Source organism: Colwellia sp. (assembly GCF_013215345.1).
Lineage (GTDB): Bacteria > Pseudomonadota > Gammaproteobacteria > Enterobacterales > Alteromonadaceae > Colwellia.
In genome coordinates this window covers 1-13,503 of sequence record NZ_JABSOV010000104.1, presented here as the reverse complement: position 1 = coordinate 13,503, position 13,503 = coordinate 1, and the positions used below count along the sequence as shown (strand labels likewise).

Annotated in this window: 12 protein-coding genes; 5 read left to right on the top strand and 7 right to left on the bottom strand. The window is 39.9% G+C overall.

The features are described from left to right. The coding region (locus HRT50_RS14240; protein WP_291615613.1) for an ATP-dependent DNA helicase RecQ at window positions 1-1,092 on the bottom strand (1,092 nt) is incomplete at its 3' end. Window positions 1,093-1,301: 209 nt separating this feature from the next. Between HRT50_RS14240 and rarD the strand changes: the two genes are divergently transcribed. Next, on the top strand, window positions 1,302-2,204 hold the full coding sequence (gene rarD, locus HRT50_RS14235) for an EamA family transporter RarD (RefSeq protein ID WP_291615611.1): 903 nt from the start codon (window positions 1,302-1,304) through the stop codon (window positions 2,202-2,204). Window positions 2,205-2,294: 90 nt separating this feature from the next. Here rarD and HRT50_RS14230 read toward each other — a convergent pair whose 3' ends face one another. Both HRT50_RS14230 and uvrD read right to left on the bottom strand, forming a co-directional pair. Continuing rightward, window positions 2,295-3,554: a diguanylate cyclase gene (locus tag HRT50_RS14230; protein ID WP_291615609.1), complete on the bottom strand. Its 1,260-nt coding sequence runs from the start codon at window positions 3,552-3,554 to the stop codon at window positions 2,295-2,297. A 126-nt stretch (window positions 3,555-3,680) separates the two neighbouring features. Further along, window positions 3,681-5,855, bottom strand: coding sequence for a DNA helicase II (gene uvrD, locus HRT50_RS14225; RefSeq protein WP_291615607.1), 2,175 nt, complete (start codon window positions 5,853-5,855; stop codon window positions 3,681-3,683). A 342-nt stretch (window positions 5,856-6,197) separates the two neighbouring features. Between uvrD and HRT50_RS14220 the strand changes: the two genes are divergently transcribed. Next, complete coding sequence (locus HRT50_RS14220) at window positions 6,198-8,252, top strand: cache domain-containing protein (RefSeq protein WP_291615605.1); 2,055 nt, start codon at window positions 6,198-6,200, stop codon at window positions 8,250-8,252. A 60-nt stretch (window positions 8,253-8,312) separates the two neighbouring features. Here the strand turns inward: HRT50_RS14220 and HRT50_RS14215 are convergent, their stop codons facing one another. The 4 genes from HRT50_RS14215 to HRT50_RS14200 all read right to left on the bottom strand — a co-directional run bounded on the left by HRT50_RS14215 (window position 8,313) and on the right by HRT50_RS14200 (window position 11,135). Then, window positions 8,313-9,110 carry an HAD-IA family hydrolase gene (locus HRT50_RS14215; RefSeq protein ID WP_291615603.1) on the bottom strand — a complete coding sequence of 266 codons (798 nt, stop codon included), beginning with the start codon at window positions 9,108-9,110 and terminating at the stop codon, window positions 8,313-8,315. A 122-nt stretch (window positions 9,111-9,232) separates the two neighbouring features. Further along, a complete protein-coding gene (locus HRT50_RS14210) occupies window positions 9,233-9,946 on the bottom strand; it encodes a DUF484 family protein (RefSeq protein ID WP_291615601.1) in 714 nt (237 codons plus the stop codon). Between the two features lie 38 nt (window positions 9,947-9,984). Next, complete coding sequence (dapF, locus tag HRT50_RS14205) at window positions 9,985-10,815, bottom strand: diaminopimelate epimerase (RefSeq protein WP_291615599.1); 831 nt, start codon at window positions 10,813-10,815, stop codon at window positions 9,985-9,987. Between the two features lie 5 nt (window positions 10,816-10,820). Beyond that, on the bottom strand, window positions 10,821-11,135 hold the full coding sequence (locus tag HRT50_RS14200) for a lipoprotein (RefSeq protein ID WP_291615597.1): 315 nt from the start codon (window positions 11,133-11,135) through the stop codon (window positions 10,821-10,823). A 155-nt stretch (window positions 11,136-11,290) separates the two neighbouring features. Between HRT50_RS14200 and cyaY the strand changes: the two genes are divergently transcribed. From cyaY to HRT50_RS14185, 3 genes are all read left to right on the top strand, one after another. Then, window positions 11,291-11,611 (top strand): iron donor protein CyaY, encoded by a 321-nt coding sequence (cyaY, locus tag HRT50_RS14195; RefSeq protein ID WP_291615595.1) that lies wholly within the window; start codon window positions 11,291-11,293, stop codon window positions 11,609-11,611. A gap of 184 nt (window positions 11,612-11,795) precedes the next feature. After that, complete coding sequence (hemC, locus tag HRT50_RS14190) at window positions 11,796-12,749, top strand: hydroxymethylbilane synthase (RefSeq protein WP_291615591.1); 954 nt, start codon at window positions 11,796-11,798, stop codon at window positions 12,747-12,749. Then, window positions 12,733-13,503 (top strand): uroporphyrinogen-III synthase (locus tag HRT50_RS14185; RefSeq protein ID WP_291615589.1); only part of this gene is annotated, 771 nt, incomplete at its 3' end. The genes hemC and HRT50_RS14185, both read left to right, overlap by 17 nt.

The following is a 13,503-nucleotide window of genomic DNA, read 5'->3' as shown; positions in this document are numbered from 1 at the left end:
AAATAACGCTTCGGCGTCTAAACCATCGCGCCCAGCACGGCCAATTTCTTGATAATAAGACTCTAAAGTGCGTGGTGGCTCATAATGGATAACATAACGCACATTAGGTTTATTAATACCCAAGCCAAAGGCAACGGTAGCGATCACTATTTGAATATTATCTTTGGTAAAGCCTTCTTGTACTATCGAGCGAATTTCGTTTTCTAAACCGGCATGGTAGGCGGCACAATTAATGCCACAGGCGGCTAAATACTTCGCCAATTTCTCTACTTGCCAGCGACTATTACAATAAATAATACCGCTATCTTCTGCCCTTTTCTTGATATAACCCAATAGCTGCTTTTCGCCGTTGTATTTCGGCGCTAGGGTAAAACGGATATTAGGTCGATCAAAGCTATCGAGGTGAATATAAGGGTTAGGCAGCGCCAACTGGTTCAAAATATCTTTACGAGTAGTGACATCCGCCGTAGCAGTTAATGCCATCACGGGTACTGTCGGGAAGTTCTGCTTTAAACACTGCAATTTTGTATAAGCAGGCCTGAAGTCATGACCCCACTGAGAAATACAATGCGCCTCATCAATGGCAAATAAGCTTAATGGCAGTTGGCTTAAGCTTTGTAAAAAGTAATAATTAGTTAAACGTTCCGGTGCTACATACAGTAACTTGATTTCTCCTCGCCCTAAGCGAGCAAAGATATCACTGATCTCGCTTTGCTCTAAGCTAGAGTTGATAAATGCCGCCGATATGCCTTGGTGAGTTAAGCCGTCTACTTGATCTTTCATCAAGGCAATTAACGGCGACACAACTATAGTAACCCCTGGTAATAGTATCGCCGGCAGTTGGTAACATAACGACTTACCACCACCGGTAGGCATTAATACCAATGAGTCTCGCCCTTGTAGCAGGTTATTTATAATTTCAGCTTGCCCGGCACGAAAACTCTCATAACCAAAATGGTGTTTTAAGGTTTCGAGCAATAATGCATTATTTGCTGTACTAGCTTGGCTGCTGATTTCTGCACTGGCTGCTGTATTGGCTACTGGGGAATTCAAGAAGGTATCGACTAATTTTCTTAGGAGTAATAACGCCATTTTAACTCAGCGGTGCAGTGAAAACCTAGTACTGAAAAATATATTTTTAACTTAGCTGCAATCCTCTGTTCCTAATAGAAAAGCTTACAATAGCAGTATTGACAAGTTTACAGTGCAAGCAGTGACTACTGAGCTTTTACTACTGACACCACTTCAGGTCATGTTATTATCCCGCCTTTCCTATATCTTGCCCCTGGAATGAATAACTCATGAGTACAACAACTTCTGATCAACTTGAAGCCAATAGCAATCGTAACGGCGCCGTAAGTGCGTTATGTGCATATCTGCTATGGGGTTTTGCACCGATTTATTTTAAATTACTCAGCGAAATTGAGCCCGGTGAAATATTAATGCATAGGGTTATTTGGTCAGCATTATTTTTGCTGGTGATGATTGTCGCTATGAAGAAATGGTCGCAGCTGGTTGCTGTTTTCTGTCAGCCAAAGGTATTACTGTTACTGTCGTTATCGGCTAGTTTTCTCGCGGTGAATTGGTTTCTTTTTATCTGGGCAATTAATAATAACCATTTGCTTGATGCAAGCTTAGGTTACTACATTAACCCTCTATTCAATGTTGTCCTCGGCATGTTGTTTTTTCACGAACGCTTACGTCGAAATCAATTAATAGCGGTAGGTTTAGCTTTTACTGGCGTATTGGTGCAACTTGTCGCCTTAGGCACTCTGCCTATGATTTCACTGGCTCTTGCCAGTACGTTTGCTATTTATGGCTTAATAAGAAAGAAACTGCCGGTAAATTCATTTATTGGTTTATTTATTGAGTCGCTGTTAATGCTGCCAATAGCCTTAATTTATTGGTTTTTCTTTGTTGAAAGCAGTACCAGTAATATGGCATTAAATACCACCAACTTGAATTTTACTTTGATAATGGCAGGCGTAGTCACTACCGCGCCTTTACTGTTTTTTACTGCGGCAGCAAAACGGTTGGCTTTATCGACTTTAGGATTTTTTCAATATTTGGGTCCCAGTATTATGTTTTTATTGGCGACTTTTTATTATCAGGAAACCATGAAAAGTGCTGAGCTGATCACCTTTATTTTCATCTGGGCAGCCTTAATACTCTATAGCGTGGATTCATTGAGAAAACGAGCTTAACGCTAGCACTTTAATTACCAGCAAAAAAAACGCTCATTCTCAGTAGGAGAATAAGCGTTTTTTTGCAATATACAGTTTCTGAGCGGCTAACTAATCTTCGAGTTCAGCGCCTGAGATAACCACTTGGTTACGACCATTTTCTTTTGCTAAATATAGCGCATTATCCGCTTCATTCAATTGTTTAGCGAACTCATCATGACTATCAAAAACAACACCTAAACTTAAGGTTATTGCTATTGGTGTATCACCTACCGGAATAGTTGATACGGAAATTTCTCGTCTAAAGTCATCTAACTTGTTATATAAGTTGTCTGTATCTAAGCCATGTAATAACACCGCAAACTCTTCACCACCCAAACGTGCGGTCAAGCCAGCGCCAAAATGTTTACGCATATAAAGTGCCACTACTTTTAATACCTGGTCACCGGCATCATGGCCGTAGCTATCATTCACTTTCTTAAAGAAGTCGATATCTATCATAGCTAAACAGTAAGGTACTTTTTTACTGACATATTCTTTAATACGTAATTCAGCACTACGGAAGAAAGCTCGGCGATTAGCAAGCTCTGTTAAATAATCCGTATTGGCGGCATGCTGAATTTTAGCAATATTATTCAAACTTTCGATGTTTTGAGTAATACGACAATAAAATTCTTCTGGGCAGAAGGGTTTGCGTAAAAAGTCATCGGCACCATTTTTTATAAAACGCGCTGAATGAATACCGTTACTCGCACCGGAAATACCGATTACCGCTAATTGCTCGCGCGTGTAAATACGGCGAATTTCATTGGTTAGCTCAATACCATCCATTACCGGCATTTCTAAATCGGTAATCACCATTTTAATATTTTTATGCTGAGCTAGCTTCTCTAGTGCCTGTACACCATTATTAGCCGTTACTACAGTAAAGTTACGACGTTTTAATAATTCAACAATATGATTACGCGCTGCCGATGAGTCATCAACCACTAAAATAGTATTTTGATGGTTAGTTTGCTGCCAATGTAAAATGCGCTTTAAATACAGAAAAGCTTGGCTATTTTCTTTTGGAATATAATCAATAACCGGCTGTGATAATATTTTCTGCCGAGTTTCATCGTCCATTTTACCCGTCATCACTACGCCGGGAATACCATGAGATAACACACAAGCTATGGCTTCACCATCAAGTGCATCAGGTAGAGCGTAGTCTATAGTCGCGGCAAAAAAATCTGTATCAACAGATAGAATACTTTCGACTTCGGCCAAGCTAGTGGCAATAACCACCTCAAACTTCAATGAACGAGCTATCTGTTTGATAACGGTCGCTATAGGTTTACTGTCTTCTATTACTAATAGTCTCTGAGACATTACAATACCTTCGGGTTTAAAATCGGCTACATTATAGAAATTAGGTTCAATGCTGAATAGTCACTAAGGTAAAGCGCTAAGCTAACTCAAGCCAAGTTAGCCAAAACTAAGTTCAATAGAACTGCCTTAGACAGATTGTAAATTGGCATACTCAACCACCAACCACTTACTACCAACATCAGCAAAATTCACTTGAATTCTCGACTGAGCACCACTACCTTCATAGTTAAGTACTACACCTTCACCAAACTTAGCATGTTTAACCTGCTGACCCAACTTAAATCCCGTATTTTCAAAGGTTTCAAGAGTAAATGTATTGGAAAATCTACCAACTTTACTTGGTCGTTTTACTTGCGACTGCATACGAATTTCTTCAATACAATCTTCAGGTAATTCACGTAAGAAGCGACTGGCTTTATGGTGTTTTTCTTGTCCATATAAGCGACGACTTTCAGCATGGCATAAGTATAGCTTACGCATTGCTCTTGTCATGCCGACATAACACAAACGGCGCTCTTCTTCTAAACGGCCTATTTCTTCAACCGATTGTTGTGATGGGAACATACCTTCTTCAAGACCGGCAATAAAGACTAAAGGAAACTCTAACCCCTTGGCTGAATGCATAGTCATTAACTGTACTGCCGCTTCAAATTCGTCGGCTTGTGATTCACCTGACTCTAATGCAGCATGGGTTAGAAAAGCGGTTAATGGTGTTTGCTCTTCGACTAACTCAGGATCACTTTCAAAGGTTTGACAGGCGGTAACTAGCTCATTCAAGTTTTCTATGCGTTGCGCGGCACGCTCACCCTTTTCAGCTTGGTACATGGCTTTTAAGCCACTATTATTAATGATAAAGTTAGCTTGCTGATCAAGATCTAAATTCTCGGTATCATCTTCTAATTGCTCAATAAGTTGGATAAAGGCGGTAATCGTTTTAGCGCCTCTGCCCTTAAGCTGCTCTGCTTTTAACATTTGCTGACATGCCTGCCACATTGTTACTTCCATACCCCGGGCAGCATCTCTAACTAAAGATAAGGTTTGATTACCAATGCCACGGGTTGGCGTATTAATAATACGCTCAAAGGCAGCATCATCATCACGATTATTAATAATCCGCAGGTAAGCAAGGGCATCTTTGATTTCTTGTCGTTCGAAGAATCGTTGACCACCATAGATACGATAGGGCAATTGCCCTTGTAATAATGCTTCCTCAAGTAAACGTGATTGCGCATTAGAGCGATATAGTATGGCTATTTCATCAAGCTTGCCACCATCATCACGCCATTGTTTAATACGTCCGGCGATAAAGCGTGCTTCATCAATTTCATTAAAAGCAGTATAAATTGAGATTTTTTCGCCGGCTTCACCATCAGTCCACAATTCTTTACCCATACGGTTAGTATTGTTGCTAATCAGTTGGTTGGCAGCAGTTAAGATATTGGCGGTTGAACGATAATTTTGCTCGAGACGAATAGTTTTAGCATCATCATATTCTTTTAAGAATCGCTCGATATTTTCTATTTTTGCACCACGCCAGCCATAAATAGATTGATCATCATCACCAACAATCATTACCTTACTGCGCGCTTTACCTAACATGGTTAGCCAAGCATATTGAATGGCGTTGGTATCTTGAAATTCATCTACCAAAATATGGCCAAAACGTTGTTGGTAGTGCTCTAACAAGGCAGGATTTTTTAACCATAATTCATGAGCGCGTAGTAATAGTTCAGCAAAATCGACTAAGCCAGCACGATCACAGGTCTCTTGATAAGCTTTATAAACTTTAACAAACAATTCTTCTGTTGGGTCAAACTGGGCATCGATATGCTGTGGGCGTAGCCCTTCATCTTTCTTGCCATTGATATACCAAACAAACTGCTTGGGTGGCCATTTTTTCTCATCCAGTTCTAGCGACCTAACGATTCTTTTGATTAGACGTAATTGATCATCACTGTCTAATACTTGAAAGCTTTGCGGTAAATTAGCTTCTTGAAAATGCATGCGTAACAAACGATGCGCTAAACCATGGAAGGTACCAATCCACATACCATGAGTATTACCATCGACGACCTGCTCAACACGAGCACGCATCTCTGCCGCCGCCTTATTGGTGAAGGTCACTGCTAATATGCTGTGTGAGGAAACCCCTTCGACTTGCATTAACCAGGCTATACGTTGCACTAAAACTCGAGTTTTACCACTACCTGCGCCAGCCAAAATAAGCATATTTTGCTTAGGGGCGGCAACGACTTCACGCTGCTTATCATTAAGAGAGTCGAGTAATTCTGAAACGTCCATAGGGTTAAAAGCCTTTCTTGAGGTGGCATTATCTAATGAAGTAGATAGCGGTGCTAAATAAGAAGCAAAAGTATACCACCATTTAGGGCCAGTTGTTGTTATCTGCTGTTTATTTTTACAGTGCTATTAAAGCACAATATCGCTCGCTACTATTCGCTAACTTCGCTACACTGATTACTAATATTCATGGAGTGAATACCTAACAACACGGATGAATAAGCAGATAAAACAAAGGCATTAGACCGTTTAGCTACGGTATATTTTCAAAACTTATGATGCATATCCTAACAAGTGTACCCTTGCTATTTCGTGTTATCTTCCCCTTTAGTACTGAGATAGCTCATGCTAAATAAAGATGAAATTAATATTCTTCGTACAGTAAAACTGGCGCCGCTTTTTATCTTAGTGCTGTCATTGATTGCCATCGTCTCTATTTTTAAAAACAGCAACAACCACTTTAATCGCGAAGTCGATCGAATAAGAGCTGACTCTATTCTTGAAAGAACCATGCTCATTAAAAATGAAGTGTTAAAAGTTCATGATCTGATTAAAAGTGAAAAAGCCCAGTCAATTAAAAAAATAAAGACCAAGCTGCAAGAAAGAGTACACGAAGCCCATACTATCGCCAGCTCCATATACAGAAATAACCAAGATAAAAGTCCCCAGAAAATAAAATTACTTATTAGTGATGCACTAAGGGATATCCGTTTTAATAAAGGCCGAGGCTACTTCTTTATCTATCAAACCGATGGTTTATCGGTAATGCATCCTATTTTGCCACATCTACAAAATACCCCCCTGTGGGATTTTAAAGATATAAAAGGCAGTTATGTTATCCGCGATCTCAGTAGTATTGCCACCAGTCAAGGGGAAGGCTTCTTACGCTGGTGGTGGAAAAAACCCGCGGACATTAAAACAGAATATGAAAAAATTGGTTACAGCAAATACTTCTCACCTTTTAACTGGTTTATTGGCACTGGTGACTATGTAGTCGATTATGAAAATGAGCTTAAAAAAGAAATATTAGAACGCATTAGCCGAGTTGAATATGGTAATGATGGCTATATTTTTGTCGTTAATAAAGCCGGGGTTATTCTTAGCCATGTTGCGCAAGAACATGTCGGTAAAAATAGGCTAGACCTGGTCGACGGTAATGGTGTTTTTATTACCCAAGAAATTATCAAAGCGGCCGATAACGGTGAAGGTTACCTGACATATATAGGTTCCACTAAGCCAAATACCGGCTTACCTGCGCAAAAAACCTCATTTATCAAAGGCTTTAAAGATTGGCACTGGGCCATTGGTTCCGGTGCTTACTTAGATGATATTGAAAATGTCATACTGGCAAAAAAACAGGCCTTAAACAAAAAAAATCATCAAGAGCTGATACAAGCACTCGCCATAGGCGCCACCATTTCACTGCTACTTTTTTTCATCTCGATAGCATTTGCTAATAATATTAAAAATCGCTTTCAACGTTATAACGCCAAGGTTACCGAAAAAACGCAGCAACTGAATGAACTCAACCTCAGCTTAGAAGATAAGGTTATTGATAGAACACAAGCATTAGCCGCCTCTAATAAAGAGCTTGAATTAGCACTACTTAATTTAAAAAACACCCAAGAAAAATTGATAGCTTCTGAGAAAATGGCTTCTATGGTCAGCTTAGTTACTGGCGTTGCTCATGAACTCAATACCCCGTTAGGGATTATGGTCACGTCCATAAGCCAAATAGAAAATGAAATAGAAAAGCTCTTTATTAAAATAAAGTCTCAGAAAATAACCCGCAGTGAATTACTACGCAGTGAAAAAACCTGTCGATTAGGGGTAGAACTACTCAATGGCAGTTTAAATAAATCAATTCGGCTTATTAATAATTTTAAGTCACTATCAACATACGGTGAACCAGAGCAAGCTAAAAAATTCTCTGCTAATAAGCTCATTCAAACATTAAGCGACTCCTACCAAAGCGTGCTAAAGAGCCACAATACGCAATTAACCTTGGCTTTTAAGGATGAAGTTATGGTGATGAGCTACAAAGACGTTATCATCGATGTACTAACTCAGCTCATTGAGAACTCACTAACCCATGCCTTTAATGACACTGACAGCCCACGTATCACCATACAAGTTAGCGCCAACAATGATCAGCTAATTATTGATTACTTTGATAATGGTTTAGGTTTGAGTTATGAAGCAAAAGATAAGATGTTTGATCTGTTTTATACCACTAAGCGCAATAGCAACTGCACTGGCTTAGGTATGCCTATTGTCTATAACCAAGTAACGCAAAAATTACAGGGTTCAATTAAATATACTCAGCCGAGCCAGCAAGGCACGGGCTTTACTATTACTATGCCAATGTTATACCAGACTGAAGCTTACCAGCTAATATAACATTATCCGGCTTAGCGAAGAGCGATTCACTCCGTGGTGCCTAACTAGCTGATTAAGTTTTTAAAGACTAAGAGGTTTTTTCAGTAGTAGTTGCGACAGTTCGCTGACTTGAACTAATTCAATATGAGGTATTTGTCGCAACGCTTTACCAACACCGTATTGTGGTAACCAAGCGGTCTGGCAACCTGCATTTAACGCACCGTGAATATCAGCAAAGCCACAATCACCAACATGTAATAGTTGCTCAGCAGGAATGGCTAACTGAGCACAAACCAAAGTAAACATATCTGGGGCCGGTTTTTGTCTTAGCAGGTGTTCACTTTTATCATCACCATAGCCAGTTTGAAAACCCGCATGGTATATATGCTGGAAATAGTGATCAATGCCTAAAGCTTTGGTATCTACATTACCGTTACTGATTGCCACTAATGGGTATTTTTTGCTTAAAGCAGCTAACAGTCCATGACTCGCTTTCGGTACGATAAAGTCACTACGTAAGCTAATAAAATAATCTAAGCCCGCTTGCGCTTCTTTCACTGCCTCTACGGCAGCAATACTATGCGCCAGCAAACCTAAACGATAAGTCTCATAACGAACTCTAACAACATCATGGGCAAGCTCAGGTGTGGTAGCTATGGCTTGCTGACGATATGGTGCCCAAAAGCGTCGATTAAAAATCTGCTTTGGCTCAGGTGCTTGATCAGCTACTAATTCTGGCAATAACGTGGCAAACTTTTCAGTAAAGTAATGCACCATCTGTTTTTCAATGGCCAGCATTACCGGACGGTTATTATATAAGGTGTCATCTAGATCAAAGCTGATGGCCTTAATCGTGGTTAAACGTCGGTAAAATTGCATGCTTTAGATACTCTTTATAGCCTTAAATACTTACCAAGCCAACTGATGCTGTAATAATTTAGCCATTTACTCGGTAAGCAGTCGTTTGAATTAGTTAATTTAATTAAGTAACCTTCAACTACTTACAATGCTAACTGTTGCTGTAACAATTTTGCCACTAGCCGCTTGAATTGATTAAGTAACAAGGTATCCATACGTGGATCAAAATGATGGGCATCTTCACTACTAATAGCGATAAAACCAAGCACTTGTTCTTCATGAGTTAACTTAATCAATACCACTGAGCCTGAACACGGCTTAGAGAAAATGAGCTTTTGTTCACTTTCTTGTAAGCGACCAAAATAGTATTCATCATTAGTTAAACGATTTTGCATTACACCAGCACAATCATTGCTTGATATGCAGTGGTGAACAGGCGCGGTGTTATTTGCCGGCACTAACCACAATTTGAACGCGGATAAAGATAACAACTCAGTAGTCGCTTGATGTAAACAATCGAGTAGCTCTGCCGCTGATTGGCAATCAAGTAGGCGTAAATATAGATCACTATAAAGCACAAATAATTGCTCATTATGATTAGCCACCGACATTAACTGAGTAATTTCATCTTCTAAGCCATGCACTTTTTGGCGAAGTTTCTGCTGCTGACGCTCGACTAAAGAGACAGTGCCACGTTGCACATCATTTAAACGTAAACTGGTCATTAAACTATTATTACGATTAAAAAACTCGGGGTTATCTTGTAAATAACTTACCACTAACTCATCGGTTAATGGTAGATCTTCGCTATTGATAGCTTGTTGTACATCATTCATTTTATTAGATTCTTTTTTCATGGGATGCCATTGATAATGTGGTTAAGGAGAATAGCGGCTTATATAGATATTTGACCATCAAAAACGTGTGTAGCTGGTCCTGACATTTTCACCGGGTGACCCGGTCCTTGCCAAAATATGCGTAACTTACCACCAGGCAACTCTACGGTTACTTGTTTGGCTAGTTTTTTCTGCATATAGCCAACAACAACCGCCGCACAAGCACCACTACCACAAGCTAAAGTTTCTGCTGCGCCGCGCTCATAGACTCTTAATTTAATATAATTAGGTGAGACTATTTCCATAAAGCCGACATTGGCATCTTTGGGGAAACGTTCATGGGTTGATAATTCTTGGCCGAGTGAGGCAACTTTCGCTTCAGCTACATTATCAACGGTAACGACACAATGTGGATTACCCATTGATACCACGCCACATAAAACAGTTTCACTTTCACTACGCAGAATATAAGTACCTTCCATTTTCTGGGCATTAAAAGGGATTTGTTTCGGTTCAAATTGTGGCACTGGCATGGTAACGGAAATATTACCATCTCGCTCTATATGTAGATTCATCTTGCCGGTACTGGTCGAGACTTTAATTTTATGTTTATTACATAAACCTTTCATACGAACAAATTTGGCAAAACAGCGCGCACCATTACCACACTGTCCTACTTCACTACCATCGGCATTATAAATACGGTAATGAAAGTCTAAATCTGGATCATAGGGAGGTTCAACCACTAACAGTTGATCAAAACCGACACCGAAGTTTCTGTCAGCAAATTTAGCGATTTGTTCTGGCGATAAAAAAACGTTTTGCGTGACATTATCAAGCACTAAAAAGTCATTACCTAAACCATGCATTTTAGAAAAATTGACTAACATTAGGATTACTCTTTAATTTGCTCTGTTGACTGTTTAACTGCGGGAATAGTAGCTTGTGCTATCGGCTGCTGAACAGCTGAATTTTTCTCTGCTCCATCGAGCGTTGTTACTGGTTTCTCTTGGCTTTCATCACGCTGTTTTGTTATTTTATCTTGCTCGGTATTTTGTTCGGTAATTACTTGCTCAGGAGTTTGATACAAGTCACCTTTAATACCACATGCTGATAACAAAATAGCGCCGAGTATAGCCAGTAAAATCGATTTGATATGTAAAGTACGATGTAACTTTTGTTGTAGGTATCTGAGTCTATTGGTACGCATGATGTTTTTTTGCCATGAAAGTCGTTTAAATCAAGCTTTTTAGCCTAACTTAACCGCGCTGTATCTATATTTATTTTGTCTGATTGCTATTATACTCACATGCTTCTCTACAATAATACTCACTTAGACAAATAATGATATTTAAAGGATAGGCAATGAACGATAGCCAATACAACTTGATCGCCGATGAACTTCTTCTCGCGATAGAAGAAGCGATTGAAGACTCTGGTGTCGATATAGATTACGAAGGAGTTGGCGGACTATTAACCCTAACTTTTTTAAATACCAGCAAAGTGATAATAAACAAGCAAGCACCCTTACATGAAATATGGGTAGCAACAAAATTCAATGGTCACCACTTTACCTTTAACAACGAGAGTTGGACAGATAAGCGCAGTGGCGATGAGTTTTGGCAGTTTTTATCAAAGGCTGTCAGCAAGCAAGCTGAAACTGAATTAACGCTTTCTGCGCAATAATACCAATGACCTTAATTAATGGATCAAATTTTAATAAAGATAAATTTTCAAGAACAAGGCGCTTGATTGAGCAATAGCTGGCTATTGGGATTGAAAGCAACGATGTTATTGACTATTTAGACCATTTAAATAGATCACATAGTTAATTTTATTGGTATCACCTTTATAGATTTGGATAAATTGAATGACTAACACTACAGTACGAATTGCCACCCGCAAAAGCGCTCTCGCCTTATGGCAAGCTGAATATGTTAAAGCTCAACTTGAGCATTTTCATGCCGGCATTAACGTTGAACTAGTACCTATGACAACTAAAGGCGATATCATTTTAGACACGCCATTAGCCAAGGTCGGTGGTAAAGGCTTGTTTGTTAAAGAGCTTGAAGTAGCAATGCTTGACGGTCGTGCTGATATCGCTGTTCATTCAATGAAAGATGTTCCGGTAGATTTCCCAGAAGGCTTAGGATTAGAAGTGATATGTCCGCGTGAAGATCCCCGCGATGCTTTTGTTTCTAATACCATCAAAACATTAGCCGATTTACCGCAAGGCGCTATTGTTGGCACCTCAAGCTTACGTCGTCAGTGTCAATTGAAAGCCAGCCGTCCCGATTTAGATATTCGTGATTTACGTGGCAATGTAAACACCCGCTTAAGAAAACTAGACGAAGGTCAATACGATGCCATCATCTTAGCGGCTGCTGGCTTAATTCGTTTAGAAATGCCTGAGCGTATTGCCCAGTTTATCGAACCAGAAGAAATGCTACCGGCAAATGGCCAAGGCGCTGTAGGCATTGAGTGCCGCAACGATGATGAAACTATTAAAGCCTTATTAGCACCATTAGAATGTGCAACTACCCGTATTCGTGTTTTAGCAGAACGCGCCATGAATAAAGCCCTTGAAGGTGGTTGTCAGGTACCTATTGCTAGCTACGGTGTCATTTCAGCTGATGGCAAAGAAATCCACTTGCGTGGTTTAGTCGGTGCGGTTGACGGTAGTGAAATGATTGAAAGTGACATCACCGGCCCAGTTTCCGAAGGTGAAGCGCTTGGTAATAAACTTGCGCAAGAGTTACTTAGCCGTGGCGCAGATAAAATTTTACAGCAAGTTTATTCAGATAATAATGACGAAAATAGCTAAAACCGTTACGCCAAAAATAAAAGCAGCGTCTCAAGTGACCGCACTTGAGACGCCTACATCTGAGCCAGCTTTACTTATGCCAAGTAAGCCACTCAAGGTCTTAATTACTAGGCCCAAAGCTAAAGCCCAACAACTCTCCTTGTTACTTGATCAACAAGGCATAGCCAATACCAGCCAAACCCTATTCGATTACCAAAGCAATGCCAGCGCTAACGACATAGCCACAGTGCTACAACACGCTGATATACTGATCTTTGTTAGTGTTGCCGCCGTTGAATTTGCTCACGCCTGCTATTCTCTTAGAGAAAGCCAACAACACAGCTATTTTGCTGTCGGTAATGCCACGCAAAAAGCGCTAAAAGCAATAGGTATTACTGGTGTTATAACGCCCCCTTCTCAGCAAGAGCACAGCGAAGGTTTATTGAATTTGCCTAAACTGGCTAATGTTAGTGGTAAGGCAGTAGTGATTTTTCGCGGAAATGGTGGACGAGAACATATTGCCAAGAGTTTAAGGCAACGCGGTGCTAAGGTTAGTTATATCGAGAGTTACCAACGTGTATGGCGAACATTACCGATAAATATCGCTGAGCAATGGCGAGCTCAACAAATTAACTGTATTGTCGTTACCAGTAACGATATATTATTAGCCTTAGTAAAATACCTAGCCAGTGCTACAGATAACAGAGATAATTATTGGCAATGCCAATGTTTGTGGCTAGTGGTCAGTGACCGAATTGAAAAAAATGCCAAAGAC